Annotated in this window: 20 protein-coding genes; 10 read left to right on the forward strand and 10 right to left on the reverse strand. The window is 66.0% G+C overall.

Annotated features, from left to right (window positions below):
- Nucleotides 1-11 precede the first annotated feature (11 nt).
- The 6 genes from N825_RS21815 to arsH all read left to right on the forward strand — a co-directional run bounded on the left by N825_RS21815 (nucleotide 12) and on the right by arsH (nucleotide 4,476).
- Entirely contained in the window at nucleotides 12-1,115 is a 1,104-nt protein-coding gene (locus tag N825_RS21815) for a hypothetical protein (RefSeq protein WP_157619475.1), read from the forward strand.
- Nucleotides 1,116-1,292: 177 nt separating this feature from the next.
- Nucleotides 1,293-1,664 (forward strand): ArsR/SmtB family transcription factor, encoded by a 372-nt coding sequence (locus tag N825_RS21820; RefSeq protein ID WP_037457016.1) that lies wholly within the window; start codon nucleotides 1,293-1,295, stop codon nucleotides 1,662-1,664.
- A 32-nt stretch (nucleotides 1,665-1,696) separates the two neighbouring features.
- Nucleotides 1,697-2,218, forward strand: coding sequence for an arsenate reductase ArsC (locus tag N825_RS21825; RefSeq protein WP_037457019.1), 522 nt, complete (start codon nucleotides 1,697-1,699; stop codon nucleotides 2,216-2,218).
- Nucleotides 2,215-2,637 carry an arsenate reductase (glutaredoxin) gene (gene arsC, locus N825_RS21830; protein ID WP_037457023.1) on the forward strand — a complete coding sequence of 141 codons (423 nt, stop codon included), beginning with the start codon at nucleotides 2,215-2,217 and terminating at the stop codon, nucleotides 2,635-2,637. Before N825_RS21825 ends, arsC begins: the two co-directional genes overlap by 4 nt.
- Before the next feature lie 31 nt (nucleotides 2,638-2,668).
- Nucleotides 2,669-3,751, forward strand: coding sequence for an ACR3 family arsenite efflux transporter (gene arsB, locus N825_RS21835; protein WP_037457026.1), 1,083 nt, complete (start codon nucleotides 2,669-2,671; stop codon nucleotides 3,749-3,751).
- On the forward strand, nucleotides 3,748-4,476 hold the full coding sequence (gene arsH / locus N825_RS21840; protein WP_425423748.1) for an arsenical resistance protein ArsH: 729 nt from the start codon (nucleotides 3,748-3,750) through the stop codon (nucleotides 4,474-4,476). The genes arsB and arsH overlap by 4 nt, the downstream gene beginning before the upstream one ends.
- A gap of 162 nt (nucleotides 4,477-4,638) precedes the next feature.
- On the opposite strand, the gene N825_RS21845 is transcribed toward arsH, so the two are convergent.
- From N825_RS21845 to N825_RS21855, 3 genes are read right to left on the reverse strand one after another with little or no spacing between them, the layout of a single operon-like run.
- Nucleotides 4,639-5,097: a GDYXXLXY domain-containing protein gene (locus tag N825_RS21845; RefSeq protein ID WP_037457031.1), complete on the reverse strand. Its 459-nt coding sequence runs from the start codon at nucleotides 5,095-5,097 to the stop codon at nucleotides 4,639-4,641.
- Nucleotides 5,094-6,395, reverse strand: a complete 1,302-nt coding sequence (locus tag N825_RS21850; RefSeq protein ID WP_198038817.1) for a DUF2157 domain-containing protein — start codon at nucleotides 6,393-6,395, stop codon at nucleotides 5,094-5,096. Before N825_RS21850 ends, N825_RS21845 begins: the two co-directional genes overlap by 4 nt.
- Before the next feature lie 45 nt (nucleotides 6,396-6,440).
- Nucleotides 6,441-8,243 carry an autotransporter assembly complex protein TamA gene (locus N825_RS21855; RefSeq protein WP_245613196.1) on the reverse strand — a complete coding sequence of 601 codons (1,803 nt, stop codon included), beginning with the start codon at nucleotides 8,241-8,243 and terminating at the stop codon, nucleotides 6,441-6,443.
- A 438-nt stretch (nucleotides 8,244-8,681) separates the two neighbouring features.
- Here N825_RS21855 and typA point away from each other — a divergent pair, with 438 nt between their 5' ends.
- Nucleotides 8,682-10,514 (forward strand): translational GTPase TypA, encoded by a 1,833-nt coding sequence (gene typA, locus N825_RS21860; protein ID WP_037457034.1) that lies wholly within the window; start codon nucleotides 8,682-8,684, stop codon nucleotides 10,512-10,514.
- A gap of 53 nt (nucleotides 10,515-10,567) precedes the next feature.
- Here typA and N825_RS21865 read toward each other — a convergent pair whose 3' ends face one another.
- A complete protein-coding gene (locus tag N825_RS21865; RefSeq protein WP_198038818.1) occupies nucleotides 10,568-11,896 on the reverse strand; it encodes a c-type cytochrome in 1,329 nt (442 codons plus the stop codon).
- 89 nt (nucleotides 11,897-11,985) lie between these two features.
- Between N825_RS21865 and N825_RS38040 the strand changes: the two genes are divergently transcribed.
- Nucleotides 11,986-12,309, forward strand: coding sequence for a type II toxin-antitoxin system Phd/YefM family antitoxin (locus N825_RS38040; RefSeq protein WP_245613197.1), 324 nt, complete (start codon nucleotides 11,986-11,988; stop codon nucleotides 12,307-12,309).
- 197 nt (nucleotides 12,310-12,506) lie between these two features.
- On the opposite strand, the gene N825_RS21870 is transcribed toward N825_RS38040, so the two are convergent.
- Genes N825_RS21870 through N825_RS21880 form a run of 3 tightly spaced genes read right to left on the reverse strand, consistent with a single transcriptional unit; the run spans nucleotide 12,507 to nucleotide 15,052 of the window.
- A complete protein-coding gene (locus tag N825_RS21870; protein WP_037457037.1) occupies nucleotides 12,507-13,304 on the reverse strand; it encodes an ABC transporter ATP-binding protein in 798 nt (265 codons plus the stop codon).
- Nucleotides 13,301-14,086 (reverse strand): ABC transporter permease, encoded by a 786-nt coding sequence (locus N825_RS21875; RefSeq protein ID WP_037457039.1) that lies wholly within the window; start codon nucleotides 14,084-14,086, stop codon nucleotides 13,301-13,303. Before N825_RS21875 ends, N825_RS21870 begins: the two co-directional genes overlap by 4 nt.
- A 12-nt stretch (nucleotides 14,087-14,098) precedes the next feature.
- Nucleotides 14,099-15,052 (reverse strand): ABC transporter substrate-binding protein, encoded by a 954-nt coding sequence (locus N825_RS21880; protein WP_037457042.1) that lies wholly within the window; start codon nucleotides 15,050-15,052, stop codon nucleotides 14,099-14,101.
- A 253-nt stretch (nucleotides 15,053-15,305) separates the two neighbouring features.
- Here N825_RS21880 and N825_RS21885 point away from each other — a divergent pair, with 253 nt between their 5' ends.
- On the forward strand, nucleotides 15,306-16,697 hold the full coding sequence (locus N825_RS21885; RefSeq protein WP_051512747.1) for a S41 family peptidase: 1,392 nt from the start codon (nucleotides 15,306-15,308) through the stop codon (nucleotides 16,695-16,697).
- Between the two features lie 87 nt (nucleotides 16,698-16,784).
- On the opposite strand, the gene motA is transcribed toward N825_RS21885, so the two are convergent.
- Entirely contained in the window at nucleotides 16,785-17,651 is an 867-nt protein-coding gene (gene motA / locus N825_RS21890) for a flagellar motor stator protein MotA (RefSeq protein WP_037457045.1), read from the reverse strand.
- Between the two features lie 154 nt (nucleotides 17,652-17,805).
- On the opposite strand from motA, the gene N825_RS21895 reads away from it, so the two are divergent.
- Nucleotides 17,806-18,768, forward strand: a complete 963-nt coding sequence (locus N825_RS21895) for a flagellar motor protein MotB (RefSeq protein WP_037457046.1) — start codon at nucleotides 17,806-17,808, stop codon at nucleotides 18,766-18,768.
- Nucleotides 18,769-18,791: 23 nt separating this feature from the next.
- On the opposite strand, the gene N825_RS21900 is transcribed toward N825_RS21895, so the two are convergent.
- Nucleotides 18,792-19,520, reverse strand: a complete 729-nt coding sequence (locus N825_RS21900) for a RebB family R body protein (protein ID WP_037457047.1) — start codon at nucleotides 19,518-19,520, stop codon at nucleotides 18,792-18,794.
- A gap of 13 nt (nucleotides 19,521-19,533) precedes the next feature.
- Entirely contained in the window at nucleotides 19,534-19,719 is a 186-nt protein-coding gene (locus N825_RS39065; RefSeq protein WP_157619477.1) for a hypothetical protein, read from the reverse strand.
- Nucleotides 19,720-20,052 lie beyond the last annotated feature (333 nt).

Genomic DNA, 20,052 nt, shown 5'->3' on the forward strand with positions numbered 1-20,052 from the left:
GGATATTGAACGTGCAGTCTCATCTTCTCGCTCTTGCTCTCGGCGCCGTGCTTGGCCTGTCGAGCGTTCTTCCCACCACCGCCCTGGCCCAGGCTCCGGCGACGGGTGGCGCCCAGTTGACCGGCGCCCCGACGGGCGACTGGCGCGTCGGCCCCGTGACCGACGCCAATGGCAAGTTCGCCTATTGCGTCTCGGAAAACCGGTTCGACAACAAACTGGCCTTGGTGATCGCCCGCAACAGCAAGGGCGAGACCAACCTCGCCATCGGCATTCCAGGCGCCGGCATGACGCAGGGAACCAAGTTCCCGATGAGCGTCAGGGTCGACGAGACGGTCAAGCGCAACTTCACGGCATTGGCGGTGGAGCCGGACCTGCTGGTGGTCTCCACCGGCAACGACGACGGATTGTACGAAGGCATGCGCAAGGGCTCCCGGCTGATCATGCAGGGCCCGACCGATACCGCGATCTTCCAACTACGCGGCACGGCGAAAGCCTTGGGCGACCTGCGGACCTGCGCCCAGCAGGCGGGGGTCGGCGCCGCCGGCAAGCCTGGCGCCGCCCAAGGAGGCCCCGGCGGGCCCAAGCCGGTCGCCGTGACGCTGCCCGACACCCTGCGCGCCATCCTCAACGCCGCGGGGTTGCGCCAAGCGGTGCCGCTGTCGCTGGCGGGCGTTCCCGAAGACCGCCGGCCCGCCGACTTCGCGTGGCGCCTGGGCCCGGTGTTCGGCGGCGTGCGCGAGTCGAAGGCTCCGCCGAACGCCGATTTCGCGGTTCTGACGACCAACTACCTGGATGTCCTGAAGCAGCGGTGCGGCGGCGAGTACAGCGCGACCCCGGCGCCGGTGGAAACCTTACCGCGCGTGACCATGCGCACGGCGATGGTCACCTGCAGCCCGAAGGAAGGCAAGATCAACGTCGCCATCCTGTTCTACAAGAGCCAGGGCGACATCTTCACCGTCTTCTTCCACGAAGCGACCGACGCCGATGTCGAGTTGGCGAAGAAGGCGCGCGATGGCCTCGCCACCGTCGTCCGCAAGCTGGGCTCCGACCAGCCGCCCGCCGGCCAGCCCGGTCCGCAGGGGCAACCCGCTCCGGCCGCTCCACCCCAGAACTGATCGCCGACACCCTTTCGTCCGGCGCCACAAGGCCACGCGGGTTCGCCCCCCGCGTGGCCTTTTTCCCGTCTGGCCAGCCGCCACCCACAACATTTCGACTATCGTTGAATTATCGTTGACAGCAGTTACGGCCCCATTGTATTTCGATATTCGTCGAACAATGGGAACAACCTGGACATGGACTCATCCCAAGCCACCGCCAGCCTGGGCGCCCTGGCCCACGAAACCCGGCTGGCGGTCTTCCGCATGCTGGTGGCGCGGGGCCCGGATGGGCTGGCGGCGGGCGTCATCGCCCAGAATCTGGGACTGACCCCGTCATCGCTGACCTTCCACCTCCAGCAATTGACCCAAGCGGGCCTGATCACCCAACGCCGCGTCAGCCGACAGATCATCTACGCCACCGATTTCACGGCCATGAACGACCTCATGGCCTACTTGACCGAAAACTGCTGCGGCGGCGCCGTCTCCTGCGCGCCGGTTTGCCAGCCGGGCGCCCGGCGCGAGGATGGCGCCGAACCGGAGTTGCCAAGGGCGAGCTTCAAAGCCTGATCGTCAATCAACCTTTTTCGTGAGGAAGCGCGATGTCAGACCGGATCTACAATGTCCTGTTCCTATGCACTGGCAATTCCGCCCGCAGCATCCTCGCGGAGGCCGCCCTGTCCCACTGGGGCAAGGGAAAGTTCCGCGCGTTCAGCGCGGGCAGCCATCCCAAGGGTCAGGTTCATCCCCTGACGCTCGCCCTGCTGCGGAACCTCAACTACGACACCAGCGGCTTCCGGTCCAAGTCGTGGGAGGAGTTCGCCCAGCCCGGCGCGCCAGCGCTCGATTTCGTCTTCACCGTCTGCGACAACGCGGCGAACGAGATCTGCCCGATCTGGCCGGGCCAGCCGATGTCGGCGCATTGGGGCGTCGAGGATCCCGCCGCCTTCGTCGGATCGGAGGACAAGATGCTGAAGGCGTTCAAGCTGGCGTACATCCAGCTGGAAAGCCGCATCAAGATCTTCACCAGCCTGCGCATCGAAGCGTTGGACAAGATTTCCCTCAAGAAGCGGATCGAGGACATCGGCAACTTGACCGACGCCGAACAGGAGCACGCCCAGTGACGGTGACGATCTACCACAATCCCAAATGCGGCACGTCGCGCAACACCCTGGCCCTGATCCGCAACAGCGGGGAGGAGCCGGTGGTGATCGAATACCTCAAGACCCCGCCGAGCCGCGATGAGTTGGTCGGTTTGATCCGGCGCATGGACGTGCCGGTCCGCGACGTGCTGCGCCAGAAAGGCACGCCATACGATGAGCTGGGTCTGGACGATCCGTCCCTGGGCGACGACCAACTGATCGATGCCATGATGGCGCATCCCATCCTGATCAATCGCCCCATCGTCGTGACGCCGCTGGGCGTCAAGCTCTGCCGGCCTTCCGAGGCCGTGCTCGATCTTCTGCCCTCACCGCAGCGGGGCGAGTTCACCAAGGAGGATGGGGAACGCGTCATCGATGCCGATGGCCGCCGCATCCCCTGACGATCCGTCTTACGCTCCAATGGGAAAACCCATGACAACCAGCGCGCCCGCCTCGCGATTATCCTTTCTCGACCGCTATCTGACCTTGTGGATCTTCCTGGCGATGGCGCTGGGTGTCCTGCTCGGTACGGTGTTCGAGGGTCTGCCGGCGGCGCTCGACGGCCTGTCGATCGGCAGCACCAACATCCCGATCGCCATCGGCTTGATCTTGATGATGTATCCGCCGCTGGCGAAGGTCAGGTACGAGGAACTTCACCACGTTTTCGCCGACAAGCGGGTGCTCCTCCTGTCGCTCGCGCAGAATTGGCTGATCGGGCCGTTCCTGATGTTCGGTCTGGCGGTCCTGTTCCTCCGCGATCACCCGGAATACATGACCGGGCTGATCCTGATCGGCCTCGCCCGCTGCATCGCCATGGTGCTGGTCTGGAACCAGCTCGCCCGCGGCGACAATCAGTATGTGGCCGGCTTGGTCGCGTTCAATTCGATCTTCCAGATCCTATTCTTCAGCGTCTACGCCTGGTTCTTCCTGACAATCCTGCCACCCCTGTTCGGCCTGGAGGGCAGCGTGGTCAATGTCAGCTTCTGGACCATCGCCAACGCGGTCTTGATCTATCTGGGCATTCCGTTCCTCGCCGGGTTCCTGACCCGTCGCACATTGACGGCGAGGAAGGGCCAGGCTTGGTACGAACGCGAGTTCCTGCCGCGCATCGGCCCGATCACGCTGGCGGCCTTGCTGTTCACCATCGTCGCCATGTTCAGCCTGAAGGGCGCCGACGTGGTGCGGCTGCCGGCCGACGCCCTCCTCATCGCGGTTCCGCTCTCGATCTACTTCCTGGTCCAGTTCGTCATCAGCTTCGCGATGGGCAAGCTGATCGAGGCGGACTACCCGCGCACCACCGCCATCGCCTTCACGGCCGCCGGCAATAATTTCGAGCTGGCGATCGCGGTCGCCATCGCGGCTTATGGGCTCGCCTCGCCGGTCGCCTTCGCCGCCGTCATCGGCCCGCTGGTCGAGGTGCCGGTGCTGGTCCTTCTGGTGCATGTCGCCCTGAGGCTTGGACGGCGCTATTTCCCACACGACCACGCCGTCGCCGTGGCTGGCGGCAAAGCATGAAAGACGACATGACCTCCCACGCGCCTTCCGACCCCGCCACGCCGTCTGCGGCAACTCCCGAATTGCTGTCTCCCCCCGATCTCGCCCGGCTCGAACCCGCCGAGCGGAGCACGCATCCACCCCGTATCCTGCTGCTGTACGGCTCGCTGCGGGAACGCTCCTACAGTCGCCTGCTGACCGAGGAGGCGGCGCGGGTGCTCGACGCCATGGGGGCGGAGACCCGGACCTTCGACCCGCGCGACCTGCCGATGGCCAATAGCACGACGCCCGATCATCCCAAGGTGCGGGAGTTGCGCGACCTGTCGATCTGGTCCGAGGGACAGGTCTGGTGCAGTCCCGAGATGCACGGTGCCGTGACCGGCGTCTTCAAGAACCAGATCGATTGGCTGCCGTTGTCGGAAGGCTCTATCCGGCCGACCCAGGGCAGGACGCTTGCGGTGATGCAGGTCTCCGGCGGATCGCAAAGCTTCAACGCGGTCAACACGCTGCGCCTACTCGGCCGCTGGATGCGGATGTTCACCATCCCCAACCAGTCCAGCGTACCCAAGGCCTATGAACAGTTCGACGAGGCCGGCAGGATGCTGCCGGGCCCCTTGCTGGACCGGGTGATCGACGTGATGGAGGAGTTGGTGCGCTTCACGTGGCTGCTGCGCGACCGGGCCGACTATCTGGTCGATCGCCACAGCGAGCGGAAGACCGCTTTCAAGCTGCCGGATAAGCTGTGAGGGCATGAGCCGTGAGGCCGGAGGGAGCCTCTAGAACAGCCCCTCCTGGTACCGTGGCTCGCCATTGACCAGGATGGCGGAGATCGCGGGCGTGCCCGCCCGATTGACCGCGACGCGGATGTCGATCCGCTCGCCCTCGGCCGGGCGCTCCAGCCGGGCGCCCTACCCCTCCGACACGAAGTAGCTCTCGATGCCGTAGCGGATGCCGGCGATCCGGCACGGGACGACGGCGGAGGACTCGCCGGAACCCGACTCCTCGCATTGCTGCTCGTTGACCCAAGTGACCCGGCCGCGCAGCACCACGCCGGTCGGCGTCGCGGCCGGGCGCTGGTGCCAGATGCCGGTGGGCTGCCACGTGGGCTTGCCCGGCTGGATGTCGACATAGACGGTCTGTCCGCGCTCCAGGTCGTTATCGCCGGCCAAGCGGTCCAGCCGCAGGTGTCCGATGTCGTAGCTCAGTTCGACATAGTCGCCCTGGAACAGCGAGCGCGGGTCCACCGGGCGGATCGCCAGCACGACCGGCGTGCCCGTCTCCAGCGTCCATTGGCGGAAGCCGATCAGGGCCGCCAGCACGGCGGTCTGGGCCAACGCCAGCGCCAGCAGGCGCGAGCCCCGGATCACGCGGCGTCTCCCAGGCCGCCGACCAGATCGCGCCGCTTCCGCTCCAGCAACCAGCCGAGCCCGATCACCAGCAAACCTCCCAGCATGAAGAACAGCGACCGGTCGAACAGCAGCCAGAACGTGTCGAAGTAGAGCCTCAGGACCGTCAGCGCGAAGGACAGGAAGCCAAGGTTGACGATGAACCGGTCATCGCGCCGATAACCCTCGGCGATCATGCCGATCAAGGCCGCGACCAGGGCGACGTTCAGAGTGATCAGCGAGACCGCGCGCCACCCTGTCGGGACCAGCGCCTCGGCGGTGAAGGCCGCCACCAGCGCCACCGCTCCGGCGGCCAGCGGTCCGCCACCCCGGCGCCAAGCGACCGCGGCCCCGGCGGCGCCGAGCAGCAGCGGGACGGCCGCCACCTCCGCCCAAAACCCCTGGCCGACCTCCGACAGGTCGAACCGAACCACCGGCATCGCCAGCAGCGAGACCCCGGCCACCACGCCGATCAGGGCCAGCCGTTCCAGCGGTGTCGCGAAATCGGCGGCGCGCCGCGACGCGGCGAGGACTTCGCCCACTCCCAGCAGCGCCACCGCGATGGCGGATCCGAGCCGCAGCATGTCGGCCTCCGACGCCCCCGTGGCCGAGAGCGGCGCGAACAGCGTCGCCAGGATGAACCAGGCCAGCGACGCCAACGCCACAGTGTAGGCCGTCATCCAGCGCATGCGGACGATCGGGGGCAGCAGCGCCGCCCAGACCGGCAGGAAAGGCAGGTAGACCCGCAGGGACGAGTCCGGTGCCGCGAGGCTGAACCAGACGGTCACGAGGGCCAGCGCCGCGCAGGCCGCCCACTGGCTGGGCCATGCCCAGGCCGCCAGGATGGCCCCCAGAGCCCACAGCAGCACGCCAGCGGGCGGATCGGCCGACAGGTGGTAGATCTGTCCAATCAATAGGATTCCGGCGCCGAACAGCAGCACGCCCAGCAGCAGCAGCGCCTCGGCGATCTGCTCCATGCCCGCCCGCAAGGAGGCCCAGGCCATCCCATGGACCGCCCACAGGGCGCCGAACAGGATGGCGAGCTTGGACAGGCGGCCCAGTCCTTCCCAGTTGGCCGCCAGGAACAGCAGCGCGCCGACCGCGATCAGCACCGCCCCCAGCAGCGCCAGCAGGTTCGGAGTCTTGGCTCGCGAAGGCTGGGACGACCGCGCGTCGGCCAGCACGGCCTCTGCGTCGTGGAGCCGTATCCACCCTCGCTCGACCCAGCGCGGCAGATCGTCATTCAGGCGGTTAACATAGTATTGTCGCAGCACTGGCATGATCCGAAACGCGGCGCGGGAGCGGATCATAGCAGAGTTGTGACTTTAAAAAGCCTGCCCAATACTGATGTAGAGCTGCCAGCTTGAATCGCCGGGTTGTTTGTTTAGGGGTACCGCGACATCCACCCGCAAGGGACCGAAGCCCGTGTAATAACGGGCACCTATGCCGGCACCCCAACGCAACTCCTCAGAGAAATCAGGTGTCGAGTCCTCGTACACGTTGCCGCCGTCGATGAAGGGCACGATGCCGATGGTGTCGGTCACCTTGACACGCATCTCGGCGCCGACCTCGACCAGGCTACGACCGCCCAGGGTTTCGCCCAGCGCGTCGCGCGGCCCGACATCCTGATAGCCATAGCCGCGGATCGATCCGCCGCCGCCGGCGTAGAAACGCTTGTCCGCCGGGATGTCGGTCGTGCTGGATCCGATGATGCTGCCCAGCGAGAAGCGTCCCGCCGCGACGTAGCGGCCATCGCCGGCGAAGTCGAAATAGGCGCTGTTGGTGACTCGGGCGATGGTGAAGTTGCTGTCGGCGCCGCCGATCTGCTGGTAGGGCGTCACCAGCAGGTCGGTGCGGAAGCCCCTGGTCGGATTGAGCAGGTCGTTGGTGCCGTCGTAGGTGAGCTTCAGCGGGATGCCGACCAGGGTGCTGTCGACCGTGCCGGCGGGCGGATCGGTGACACTGCTTTGCTCCAGCGTGATGCCGCCGGTGACCGTCAACCCCTCCAGCGGCTTCCGCTCCAGCAGGGCGGAGAACACGACGGCGTCGCGGTCGTAGGCATCCGGCCGCTCGCGGACCAAGCTGGCGTCCAAAATCAGCGATTGGTTGACGCTGAGGAAGTCGGGCTTGCGGAAGTTGGCGTTCAGCCGCGCCTCGACGTCGCCGACATCGTTCTCGCCGATCCGCGACAGGGTGGCCGATAATCTGAGCTGTTCCGCCCCGCCGAACAGGTTGCGGTGCGCCCACGACGCGCTGACGCCGAAGCCGTCCTCGCTGGAATAGTTGAACCCGGCGCCGATCACCCGGCGTGGCCGCTCGGCGACCGTGACGGTCACCGGCGTCACGCCATCGGGACCGGGCTCCTTGGCCAAGCCGACCCGGACCGACGAGAACGGCCCCAGGGCGGAGATCGCCTGCCGGGCGTCCTCGGTGTCGGAGGGCTTGAACTGGTCGCCGGGTCGCCATGGGATGCGGTTGCGGACGAGTTGTTCGCTGACCCCCTCCAGCCCCTCGACGCTGACGGCGCCGAAGCGGGTCAGCGGCCCTGGATCGACCGTGTAGGTGACATCCATGGTCCGGGCCTCGTGATCGACCACGACCCGGCGATCGGCGATCCTGGCGAAGGCGAACCCGCGGTTGGAGAGCTGGTTGGTGATCCGGGTCTCGGCGTCCACCACGGTGGCGGACGACGCGCGCTCGCCGACCTGGATGCCGATGTCGCCGGCCGTGATCGGCGCCCCCTCCAGCGCCACGCCGCCGGCGCCCGCCACCGCGATGCGGTCGAACTTGTATTCCGGGCCGGGCGTCACGGTGATGGCGACCTTGGCCGGAGTCACGTCGGTATCGACCGCGATCTCGACCTTGGCGTCGTAGTAGCCGACCGAGCGGAGCGCGGTTTGCAGCCTCTCCTGATCCGCGTCGGCGCGGCGGCGCAGTCCGATCGGGCTGGGGGGCGGCTGCTCGGACAGGCGGAACAGGGTGGCGGTGCCTTGCAGCAGCTCGCGCAGGGTACCGTCATCCGTGCCGGTCAGGGTGACCTCGTAAGGTGTCTGCTGCGCGGAGACGGGAGCCACGACGATCACGCCGGCCGCCAGGACCAGGGCGAGGCCGAGCGCGCCCTTGGTCAATCCCGCGCGCTCGCGGCGGAAGGATTTCCGGGCCCCGCTCCGTGACCGGGTGGAACTGGATTTGAGGGCGTCTGGGAGGCGGAAGCCGGACTTCAGGGGTCTTCTCCGTTCGATCGGTGGTTGGCAAACACAGTCCTGACTGACGATGTTCCCCATGGCAAGGCTGGACGGCGGCGCCTTGGGCTTATTTGGCGGGCCATTCGGCCGGGAACCGCCCTTGAAAGCGGCGGGACCGCTCCCCATCCTTTCGAACATGGCCGGTCGGCGTAAGCGCCGCGCCGGTTCAGCTTGTAGTTCATGGCGCAAACTGTATACTGCGCCGCAATATGACCCGGGCACTTGAGAAGGATCGTGATCCTATCTCCACGTGTTTATCCGGGCATTTTTGTTTGCCCGCGGTACGCCGCGGCTCAACCCGGGACATCAGAGAAGTTCGGTATGGATCTGCGGAATATCGCCATCATCGCACACGTCGACCATGGCAAGACCACATTGGTCGACGTGTTGCTTCGTCAATCCGGTTCCTTTCGCGAAAACCAGCAGGTCGCCGAACGGGCGATGGACAGCAACGACCTGGAGCGTGAGCGCGGCATCACCATCCTCGCCAAGTGCACGTCCGTGTTGTGGGACGGCACCCGGATCAACATCGTCGACACCCCTGGCCACGCCGATTTCGGCGGCGAGGTCGAGCGCATCCTGAGCATGGTCGACGGCGTCGTCGTGCTGGTGGACGCCGCCGAGGGCCCGCTGCCGCAGACCAAGTTCGTGGTCGGCAAGGCGCTGAAGCTCGGTCTGCGCCCCATCGTCGTGATCAACAAGGTGGACCGTCCGGACGCCCGTCCGCACGAGGTCCATGACGAGGTGTTCGATCTGTTCGCCGCCCTCGAGGCGAACGACGAGCAGCTCGACTTCCCGACCCTGTTCGCGTCCGGCCGCAACGGCTGGGCCGCCGAGAGCCTGGAAGCCGAGCGCGTCGACATGAAGCCGCTGTTCGAGCTGGTCCGCCGCCATGTGCCGTCGCCGAAGGTCGCCGCCAACAAGGACGACCCGAACTTCACGATGCTGGTGACGACGCTGGAAGCCAATCCCTATCTGGGCCGCATCCTGACGGGCCGGATCGAGACCGGCACCGCCCGCGCCAACATGCAGATCAAGTCGCTGTCGCGGGACGGCAAGGTGATCGAGACGGGCCGCATCTCCAAGCTGCTGGCCTTCCGCGGCCTGGAGCGCGTCGGTGTGGACGAGGCGCAGGCGGGTGACATCGTCGCCATCGCCGGCCTGACCAAGACCACCGTCGCCGACACCATCTGCGATCCCGCCGTCGACACCGCCCTGCCGGCCCAGCCGATCGACCCGCCGACCCTGGCGATGACCTTCTCGGTCAACGACAGCCCGCTGGCCGGCCGCGAGGGTGACAAGGTCACCAGCCGCATGATCCGCGACCGGCTGTTCCGCGAAGTCGAGGGCAATGTCGCCCTGAAGGTCAGCGAGACCGAGGGCGCCGACGCCTTCGAGGTCGCCGGCCGCGGCGAGCTTCAGCTGGGCATCCTGATCGAGACCATGCGCCGCGAGGGGTTCGAGTTGTCGATCTCGCGTCCGCGCGTGCTGTTCCAGAGCGACCCGGTCACCGGCCAGCGCCTGGAGCCGATCGAGGAGGTCGTGATCGACGTCGACGAGGAGTTCTCGGGCAGCGTCGTCCAGAAGGTCTCCGAGCGCAAGGGCGACCTGATCGAGATGAAGCCGTCGGGTGCCGGCAAGTCGCGCCTGGTGTTCCATGTCCCGTCGCGTGGCCTGATCGGCTACCAGAGCGAGTTCATGACCGACACCCGCGGCACCGGCCTGATGAACCGGCTGTTCCACGGCTATGCCCCGTACAAGGGTTCGATCGCGTCGCGCCACACGGGCGTCCTGATCTCCAACGGCGACGGCATGGCGGTCGCCTACGCGCTGTGGAACCTGGAAGACCGCGGCCCGATGATGATCGATCCCGGCGTTCCGGTTTACCAGGGCATGATCATCGGCGAGCACACCCGCGGCAACGACCTGGAAGTCAATGTCCTGAAGGGCAAGCAGCTGACCAACATCCGCGCCGCCGGCAAGGACGAGGCGGTTCGGCTGACCAACCCGATCGTGATGACCTTGGAGAAGGCGATGTCCTACATCGCCGACGACGAGTTGCTGGAAGTGACGCCGAAGTCGATCCGGCTGCGCAAGAAGCACCTCGATCCCAACGAGCGCAAGCGCGCCTCGAAGCAGGCCGAGGCCAGCTGATACCCGCTCGATCCCGCTCGATCCCGATCGAGCACCAAGCGGCGGCGCCCCACTCAGTGGGGCGCCGTTACTTTTTCCAGCCAGCGGATCAGTTCCTCCCGCTCCTCGTCGTTGCCGATGGTCTGGACCGGCATCTTGGTGCCGGGCGTCACGACATCCGGCCCCCGCTTGAACAGGTCGCTGACCGTCTCCGGCGTCCAGACCAGATCGCCGTTCCGCAGAGCGTCCGAATACGGATAGCCCGGCACCGTCCCGATCCGGCGTCCGAACACGCCATGGAGCGTCGGCCCCGCCTTGTTGCCGCCATCGGCGGTGATCGTGTGGCAGGCGTCGCAGCGGCGGAACAGCCGCGCGCCCCGCTCCCCGCCATCCCCGGCCGAGGCCATGGCCACCGCCGGAGCGCCGGTCCGGATCTCGCCGCCCGTCGTCGTATCCCAGATGCGGATGGCGCCGTCGCCGCCCGCCGTCAGCAGCCGCCCGCCATCGGGCGTGAAAGCCAGCCCCCAGACCGGTCCGCGTTGCCCGGCGAGGGTATGGAGCACCGGCCCCTCCCCCAGTGACCAAAGCGTCACCACGCCGTTGACGCCGGCTGCGGCGACCGTCAGCCCGTCCGGCGCCACCGCGACCGCTAGGACCGGGACGGGCTCGGCGTTCTCCAACTCGGGCCGCTCGGCGCCGGTCGCGAGGTCCCAAACCCGCACCCTGCCCTCGGCCCCGCCCGCGATCACGCTTCCGCCATCGGGTGTGACCCCCAGCGTGGTGAGCGGCATCCCGCCGCCGATCAGCTTGATCTCCGCGCCATCGCGCCGGTCCCAGACCCGGATGGTGCCATCCTCGCCGGCACTGACGATCCGCCCGCCATCGGGCGTGAACGCCACGGCGTTGACGTTGCCGGCATGCCCGGTCAGTTCCGCGACCTGGGCGCCGGTCGCCAAGTCCCACAGCCTCAGCGTCCTGTCCCACGCCGCCGACGCCGCGACTTGCCCATCGGGAGAGACCGCCACCGCCGCGACGCGGCCCTTGTGCCCGGTCATGACCCGCTCCGGCTCGGCCCCATCCAGCCGCCACAGCAGCACCCTGCCGTCATCCCCGCCGCTGACGATCCGCTCGCCAACAGGCCCACCGGCGGCGGTGAAGACCACCCCGTTCACCGCCGCCTCATGCCCCCGCAGCCGGGCCACCGCCTTGGCGGCCTTGAGGTCCCAGACCATCACCGAGTAGTCGAAGCCGGCGCTGGCGACCGTTCCCCCATCGCCGGAAACAGCCACCCCCTTGACCATCCCGCCATGCCCGACGAGCTGCGCCTCGGCGACGCCGATGGTGATCATCATGGCCGCGGCGACCAGCGGCAGGCGATGGATCATTGAACTGGTTTTGGGCACTCCGGCTGCTCCCTTCCGACCCCTGGGATCAAGATAGGTTTGGATCGCTGGCAGGGGCATAGCGTATTGTGCGGTTGGTGCCAAAAAGCATGGCGCGGCGCTACTCGGACCTTACCCGCGAACGATCGGAAAACACCATGGCGACACCAGAATGGAAATCTCGCGAAATGCCTCGCGCCATTTCCGCGGCTGATGCCAGACGTCAATTCCCAACCCTGCTCAAGCGCGCAGCCAAAGGAGAGACTGTCATCATCACTCAACGCGGCGTGCCGGTCGCGCGACTAGTCCCCCACGAGAAGTCCCCAATCGATGCGGATCGTTCTCTGGCATGGAAACGTCTGCTGGCGACTTTGGAAGAGGGCTTGAGTATTGATGAGGGGATATTGAACCGCGACGGATTATATGACCGATGAGCACTCGCGGTTATATGAATTCCAGAGTACCAAGTACCTGTGCCTTTTTTTACATGATTTCAGGCGTTTAGCCGTAGGTCGGCTACAGCGGAGCGGCAGCCGACACCAACTCGCCTGCTTGTCGGGTGCCGCTTCGCTCTACCCGATCTACCGACTCTCCACCGCCAACTATTTGATTTGTATAAACTTCACGACCTTCAGGCGGACACCGCCATGGCGTCGGCGCGGATCGTCTCGACGCGGATCTCCTCGGTCAGGCGGGCCTTGTGGTCGGCGAACTCCTGGGTGGTCTTGACCTTGTAGGTGCGGGGGTGCGGCATGTCGATCGGGATGTCGCACTTGATCCGGCCCGGCCGTGCCGTCATCACGACGACGCGGTTCGCCAGGAAGATCGCCTCTTCGATGTCGTGGGTGACGAACAGCACCGTCTTCTGATCCGACTCCCAGATGCCCAGCAACAGCTCCTGCATCAGGGCGCGGGTCTGGTGGTCGAGGGCGCCGAATGGTTCGTCCAGCAGGAGGACCTTGGGATCGTTGGCCAGAGCGCGCGCCAGCGCCGTCCGCTGCTTCATGCCGCCGGACAGCGTCTTGGGGAAGTGGTCGGCGAACTGGCGGAGCCCCACCCGCTCCAGGAAATAGTCGGAGATCTCCTTCTGTTGGGGTTTCGGCAGGCCCTTCTCGCGCAGGCCGAAGCAGATGTTGTCCCGCACCGTCATCCAGGGGAACAGGCTGTAGGACTGGAAGACCATGCCGCGATCGGGACCCGGTCCTCCGACCGGCTGGCCGTCCATCAGGACCCGGCCGGAACTCGGCTGGTCCAGGCCGGCGACGATGCGCAGCAGGGTGGACTTGCCGCAGCCGGATGGGCCCAGGATGGTGATGAAATCGTTGTCGGCGACTTGCAGGTCGGTCGGCTGGAGCGCCACCGTATCCGCGCCACCGCGCCGCGCCGGAGGGAAGACCCGCCCGACGCCTTCGATGCTCAAGCTGCTCATGATGCCGCCCAGGAGAACAGGTGCCTGTTCAATTGCTTGAACAGGTAGTCGGAGACCAGCCCGATGACGCCGATCACGAAGATGCCGAAGATCATCTGGCCCGTGTCCAGGAACCGCTGGGCGTCGATGATCATGAAGCCGATGCCGGCGCTGGCGCCGATCAGCTCCGCGACGATCACGTAGGTCCAGGCCCAGCCGAGCACCAGACGGAGCGTCTCGAAGATCTGGGGCGCCGCGGCGGGCAGCATCACCCGCAGCACGACGCCGCGGTTCCTGGCGCCCAGCGTGTATGCCGCCTCGACCAGTTCGGCCCGCGTGCCGCCGACGATCACCGCGACCATCAAACAGATCTGGAAGACGGCGCCGATGAAGATCACCGACAGCTTCTGCGCCTCGCCCACTCCCGCCCACAGGATCAGCAACGGGATGAAGGCCGACGCCGGCAGGTAGCGCGCGAAGGAGATCAGCGGCTCGAAGAACGCCTCCACCGACTTGAAGGCGCCCATGGCGATGCCCAGGGGCACCGCCACCGCCGTGGCGATCAGGAAGCCCCCCAGCACGCGGCCGACCGTGACCGCGACGTCGCCGAGGAAGCCGAACTCGAAGAACAGGCCATAGCCGGCCAGCAAGGTGGCCCCGGGACCCGCCAGGAACAGGGGTTTGACCAGACCGCTGGCGGTGACGGCCCACCAGAGGGCCACCACCACGACGAAACCAAGGATACCCAGCGTGATCCGGCGTCCGGAGGACACCGGCTTCAAAGGCGTGAACCACTTACTCATCAGGCGGGCGGCTCACTTCACGAACGAGGCGTCGACCATGGGGTCGGTATCGGCCGGACGGCGGACCAGCTTGGCCTCGACCATGATCTCGTTGGCCTCCTTCAGGAACTTCGGCAGCGTCTCGCTCATGTAGGTCTTGTTCATGTCGCGGTCGTACCACTTGACGAACTTGGCCGAGTCCTTGAACTGCTCCGGCGTCTGGTTGACATCGGCGCCCATGATCTTGAAGGATTCGTCGGGCTGGGCCTTGATCAAGTCCAGCGCCTCGAACCACGACTTGACCATCGCCTGGACGACCTTGGGGTTCTTGGCGATGTAGTCGGGCTGGAACGCCAGGGTGTCGACGATGACGCCGGGCGTTTCGGCGGAGGTGACGATGATCTTGCCGGCGTTGTTCGACCGCACGGTCGACAGGTACGGCTCGTACGTCACCGCCACGTCGAACTGGCCGGCGACGAAGGCGTTGGCGGCGTCCTTCGGCTCCAGGTTGGTCAGCTTGACGTCGTCCAGCTTCATACCTTGCTGTTTAAGCAGATAGGCCAGCCAGAACTGGGGTACGCCGCCGAACTGGACGGCGACCGACTTGCCCTTGGCCTCCTTGAGCGAGCCGATGCCCTCACGCGCCGCGACGCCGTCACCGCCCGCCGAGGTGTCGAGCGTCAGCACCTGGGTCACCGGCACGCCACTCGACGCGTACAGGATGTGGGTATCGACGGTCGTGGCGATGGCCTGGACGTCGCCGGACGCCATCGCTTGGTGCCGGTTGGAGGTCGGCATCTTCTTGATCTCGACCTGGATGCCGTTGCGCTCGAAGATGCCAGCCTTCTGAGCCAGCGTGATAGGGGCGAAGCCCGTCCAGCCGCTCATCGCCAAGGTCACCTTGGGCAGGTCGGCGGCCAACGCCGATGTGGAGACGCCCACCGCCACGGATACCGCGGCGAAAGCGCCGAACCATCGTCTGATCATTGAAAGTCATCCTGTTTTAATGCGCTGCGGCAACCCGGAGTGTTCCACAGCGACACCGCGCTGTGAAGGGGGCGCCGTCGCGCCAGCCAACAAGGGGTACGCCACCGCGATCCGATTTTTCATAACCTTCGATTAACCATATTCCTGTTCTCTTTCTCGGTGGCCCGAATGGTGTATCGTAACGATAGCGCAGCCCGTGCCAGCACCCCTGTTTCAACCACCTGATCACAGCCCGTCACAGGACCCCGCCCGCATGACGCAGAAATTCGCTCCCGCCGCCTTCGTGTCGCTGGCGCTCTTGGCGCCAGCGCCGGTGCTGGCGCAACCCCCAGCGGCGACACCGGTCAAGGCGACCGCTCCGGCCGCCCAGGCGGCCTCCTCCCAGAACGCGATCGACGAGCGGGCGCTGGGCCTGTTCAGCGAGGTGTTCGAGCGCGTGCGCGGGCAATATGTCGAGAAGGTCACCGACGACCAGCTCGTCAAGGCCGCGATCAACGGCATGCTGACCTCGCTCGATCCCCATTCCAGCTTCCTGGACACCGACGACTTCACCGAGATGCAGGTCCAGACCCGCGGCGAGTTCGGTGGCCTGGGAATCGAGGTCACGCTGGAGAACGGCTACGTCAAGGTGATCTCGCCGATCGACGACACGCCGGCGGCCCGCGCCGGCTTCCAGACCGGCGACCTGATCACCCAGATCGACGGGGAGCCGGTCCAAGGGCTCAGCCTGAAGCAGGCGGTCGACAAGATGCGTGGGCCGGTCGGCCAGCCGATCAAGGTGATGGTCCGCCGCGGACAGGCGGAGACGACCCCGTTCGAGGTCAGCCTGACCCGCGAGGTGATCAAGAGCCAGCCGGTCAAGTCGCGGGCGGAAGGCGATGTCGGCTATATCCGGATCACCGGCTTCAGCCGCCAGACCCAGCCGGGCCTGGAGAAGGCGGTGCAGACGCTCCAGCAGCAGCTTGGCTCCAAGCTGATCGGCTATGTCATCGACTTGCGCAACAACCCCGGCGGCTTGCTGGACCAGGCGGTCTCGGTCGCCGACAGCTTCATCGACAAGGGCAACATCGTCTCCACGCGGGGCCGCGACGGGGTCGAGACCCAGCGGTTCGACGCGGCGGCCGGTGACCTGACCAAGGGCTTGCCGATCGTGGTGCTGGTCAACGGCGGTTCGGCCTCCGCCTCGGAGATCGTGGCCGGCGCGTTGCAGGATCAGCACCGGGCGGTCCTGATGGGGACCCAGACCTTCGGCAAGGGTTCCGTCCAGACGATCATGCCGCTCCGCGACCAGAAGGCCATGAAGATCACCACGGCGCGCTACTACACGCCGTCGGGCCGGTCGATCCAAGCGCTCGGCGTCACCCCCGACATCACCGTGGAACAGGCAAAGCTTGAGAAGGTGGCCCAAGCGCCGGGACGGAAGGAAGCCGACCTGCGCGGCGCCCTGAGCAACGACACCCTGAAGAACCAGCCGGCCACGCCGCCCGCCACCGGCGCCGCGGCCCCCAAGTCGGACGCCGTACCGGGCAGCGCCGAGGATTACCAGTTGCAGCGCGCGGTCGACCTGCTGATCGGCACCTCGCTGTTCCGCCAGCTTCCCAGCCAGCCCCAGGCGAACCCGATGGTGACCAAGACCTCCGGCTAACACCGCCGGTCCAGACGAGGATCGGCCCAAACAAAAAAGGCCCCTCCCGGTCCAACGCCGGGAGGGGCCTTTTTCGCTATCCTCCGTTCAGACCGGGGGAAGCGAGTTCAGCTTTTCCTCGACCTCGGCGAAACTTGGCATGTATTCATGCGAGATCGCCTTACGGCCGGTCTCGACGCTGATCTGCGGCGCTTGGCCATGCAGGTGGGCGGTGATGATCACGCGGATCACGTGGTAGAACTTGATCTCGTCGTCGTAGATGCCTTTCAGGCGGGTCGCGATCGGGCCGAAGATGCCATAGGCCAGCAACACGCCCAGGAAGGTTCCGACCAGCGCGCCGCCGATCATCTTGCCGAGCACGGGCGGTGGTTCGTTCAGCGAGCCCATGGTCTTGACCACGCCCAGCACGGCGGCGACGATGCCCAGCGCCGGCAGGGCGTCGGCCATGCCCTGGAACGCGTGGGCGACGTGCTCGCCCTCCGCGTGGAAGCCCTTGATCTCGCGGTCCATGATCTCCTCGACCTGGTGCGGGTCGTCCTGGCTCATGGACACCATGCGCAGGTAGTCGCAGATGAGATCCTGCGCGAAGTGATCGTGGTTGATCTTGGGATAGGCCTGGAAGATGGCGCTTTCACCGGGCTTTTCGATATGGGGCTCGATCGCGACGGTGCCCTTGTTCTTGGCCAGCTTGAGCAGTTGGAACATCAGCGTCAGGATGTCCATGTAGTCGGCCTTCTTGAACTTGGCTCCCTTCAGGACCTTTGCCATGTCCTTCAGCGCGTGCTTGATGCCGTGCCCGCTGTTGGAGATCAGGAAAGTGCCGACGGCGGCGCCGCCGATCGTCGCCATCTCGTGCGGCAAGGCATGCAGCACGATTTCCATATTGCCGCCAGTCGCCGCGTAAACGCCGAAGACGCAAATGAAGAGAAAAACGAGTCCACCGATTGCAAGCATGACCGTCCGACTTGCCGATAAAGAAATGTTTACGTTCTTCCGTCAATTTGACCACCTTGTCACGCTGGTAAAAGCGCTAAAGCGCGGCAAAAATCTACGCAAGACCAACGCATCCTGTCGTGTAAGTCTTAATATTTCGTCATTCAGGTGAGTCATGGCCAAAGGCGGCGAGCGTCCCATCATCATCAAGCGGATCACCATCGCCGCCGGCGGTCACCATGGTGGCGCGTGGAAGGTCGCCTACGCCGACTTCGTGACCGCGATGATGGCGTTTTTCCTGCTGCTCTGGCTGCTCGGCTCCACCACCGAGGACCAGCGCAAGAGCCTCGCCGACTATTTCTCGCCGAGCCCGGCGGTCTCCAGTTCCAACAGCGGCTCCGGCGGGTTGCTGGGCGGCGTCACCATCTCCGTTCCCGGCAGCCTGTCATCACCCAACGCGGCGTTCACCGCGCAGGAGAGCGCCCCCAGCACCCTGGTGGCGCCCAGCGAGGAGGACGGCGACAGTTCGGGCGCCGGCGAGGGCGCCGAGGGCACGGATAGTGGCTCCGGTGACAAGCAATCGGGCCAGGACGCCGGCCAGCAGGCGGCGGGAGCGCCGCCCAGGCCGGGAGCCCCGCCCTCGCTGACGCCAGAGCAGCGCGAGAAGCGCCAGTTCGACAAGGCGGCGGAGACCTTGAGGCAGGCGATCGAAAACTCGCCGGACCTCCAGGGATTGAAGAACAACCTGCTGGTCGACCAGACGCCCGAGGGCATGCGGGTGCAGATCGTCGACAACGAAGGCAAGAGCATGTTCGCCCTGGGCGGCACCCAGATGAACGAGGATATGCGGAAGCTGCTGACCCGTGTGGTCCAGGCGATCGGACCGCTGAACAACAAGATCGCGATCCGCGGCCATACCGACGCCACGCCCTTCGCCAACAACCCACAGGGCAATTGGGACCTGTCCAGCCAGCGAGCCAGCGCCACCTTGAAGGCGCTGACGGCGATGGGCCTGCCGGCGAGCCGGCTGAAGGATGTCAGCGGCCGGGCCGAGGTCGACCCGCTGTTCCCCGAGAACCCCAACGACCCCCGCAACCGCCGCATCTCGATCATCCTGTTCAAGGACGCGGCGAAGTAGCGGGGGAGGCCGGGCTGGGTTCCTCAGCCACCCCCTGGGCCAACGCCGGATTTCGACGCGGCCGCGGTGGCTCCACCACCGAACACCTGTATGAGCATCTCCGCGATGGCGGTGGCGATGGCCGCCGCGGCATCCGCCGTCAACCCCACCTCGGCGACGCCGGTCATCATGGCCATTCCGTCCGTGACGGCGGCGGTCACGGCCGTGGCACCCTCGCCAGCGGCTCCGGACACCGACGCCAATCCATCGGTGATGGCCGCGGTGACCGCGGTGGTTCCCTTGCCGGCGGCGCCCGACACCGACGTCAGCCCCTGACCCACGGCACCCGAGACGGACGCCGTCCCGCCACCGACGGAACTCGTGACGGAGGTCGCCGAATCGGCGGCGGCGCCCGAGACGCTGACCAACCCCTCCGCCACGGCGGTGGAAACGGCGCTGATGCCGTTGCCCATCGAACCCACGAGGTTGACCACCTGGGCCGAGATCGCGCTGGTGATCATCTGCTTGTCGGCCGCCAGCGACGTGGTCAGGCTGGACAACGCGTTGGCGTTGGACGCCATCTGCTGCATCATGGCGCTATTGGCCGTCACGGCCATCTGGTTCGCCATGTTGGACGCGGTCACCGCGTTCTCCATCGCCCGTCCGGACGATTGGGCGGTGAACTGGCTCAGCACCGCCATCGAGAAGGCGGGAGATTCGGCGACCGTCTTGAGATTGGCGTCGGCGACCGCGCTTACGATTTCCTGGGACATGACCCGATTCTCCCTAAGCCGGCGTGGAGGCTGGCTTGGCCAGCGGAATGCCGAGTATCCGCTCCACCGCGGCGGCCGTGACGGAACGTCCCAAGGTCAAGGACCGCCGCCGCTCGTCGGCCAGATCCTCCATCGTCCTCCTGGTGACATGGGCGACATCGACATAGACCATCCCCAGGGCCAGCGCACCTGACGGCATCGAATCGAGATCTATTCCCAAGTCATGATCTGATAAACCGTCCGATGAATGCCCAGCGCCTCCACCCCCTAAAGTCGCGGTGGTTGATTTTGGCTGTTCTTTGCTCTCTCGCATTTGGATCCCCATCCAAAAAACACGCAACCTCCCGATAATACTTTTGTAATTGTTGTTTGTAAACGGATTAACCCGATCATTTATTTCTCATTATTGTCTTCCGAAACATGATTTCCTCTCATTGATCTCCGTCATTCCAATGAGAGCGATTCAAATTTTTCCGCGCCGTCGACTTGGCACACCCCGCCGAAAATTCGGTCCGGGCCAAAATGCTGACGA

It is taken from the genome of Skermanella stibiiresistens SB22 (assembly GCF_000576635.1).
Taxonomy (GTDB): Bacteria; Pseudomonadota; Alphaproteobacteria; order Azospirillales; family Azospirillaceae; genus Skermanella; species Skermanella stibiiresistens.

Excerpts from the sequence above, each read along its gene's own strand:
- N825_RS39065 (WP_157619477.1), bottom strand. The coding sequence starts at position 19,719 with ATGCCGTCAGGTGCGCTGGCCCTGGGGATGGTCTATGTCGATGTCGCC.
- N825_RS21880 (WP_037457042.1), bottom strand. The coding sequence starts at position 15,052 with ATGATCAGACGATGGTTCGGCGCTTTCGCCGCGGTATCCGTGGCGGTG.
- N825_RS21885 (WP_051512747.1), top strand. The coding sequence starts at position 15,306 with ATGACGCAGAAATTCGCTCCCGCCGCCTTCGTGTCGCTGGCGCTCTTG.
- arsB (WP_037457026.1), top strand. The coding sequence starts at position 2,669 with ATGACAACCAGCGCGCCCGCCTCGCGATTATCCTTTCTCGACCGCTAT.
- N825_RS21820 (WP_037457016.1), top strand. The coding sequence starts at position 1,293 with ATGGACTCATCCCAAGCCACCGCCAGCCTGGGCGCCCTGGCCCACGAA.
- N825_RS21825 (WP_037457019.1), top strand. The coding sequence starts at position 1,697 with ATGTCAGACCGGATCTACAATGTCCTGTTCCTATGCACTGGCAATTCC.
- N825_RS21895 (WP_037457046.1), top strand. The coding sequence starts at position 17,806 with ATGGCCAAAGGCGGCGAGCGTCCCATCATCATCAAGCGGATCACCATC.
- N825_RS38040 (WP_245613197.1), top strand. The coding sequence starts at position 11,986 with ATGGCGCGGCGCTACTCGGACCTTACCCGCGAACGATCGGAAAACACC.
- motA (WP_037457045.1), bottom strand. The coding sequence starts at position 17,651 with ATGCTTGCAATCGGTGGACTCGTTTTTCTCTTCATTTGCGTCTTCGGC.
- N825_RS21870 (WP_037457037.1), bottom strand. The coding sequence starts at position 13,304 with ATGAGCAGCTTGAGCATCGAAGGCGTCGGGCGGGTCTTCCCTCCGGCG.
- arsH (WP_425423748.1), top strand. The coding sequence starts at position 3,748 with ATGAAAGACGACATGACCTCCCACGCGCCTTCCGACCCCGCCACGCCG.
- N825_RS21850 (WP_198038817.1), bottom strand. The coding sequence starts at position 6,395 with ATGCCAGTGCTGCGACAATACTATGTTAACCGCCTGAATGACGATCTG.
- N825_RS21875 (WP_037457039.1), bottom strand. The coding sequence starts at position 14,086 with ATGAGTAAGTGGTTCACGCCTTTGAAGCCGGTGTCCTCCGGACGCCGG.
- typA (WP_037457034.1), top strand. The coding sequence starts at position 8,682 with ATGGATCTGCGGAATATCGCCATCATCGCACACGTCGACCATGGCAAG.
- N825_RS21900 (WP_037457047.1), bottom strand. The coding sequence starts at position 19,520 with ATGTCCCAGGAAATCGTAAGCGCGGTCGCCGACGCCAATCTCAAGACG.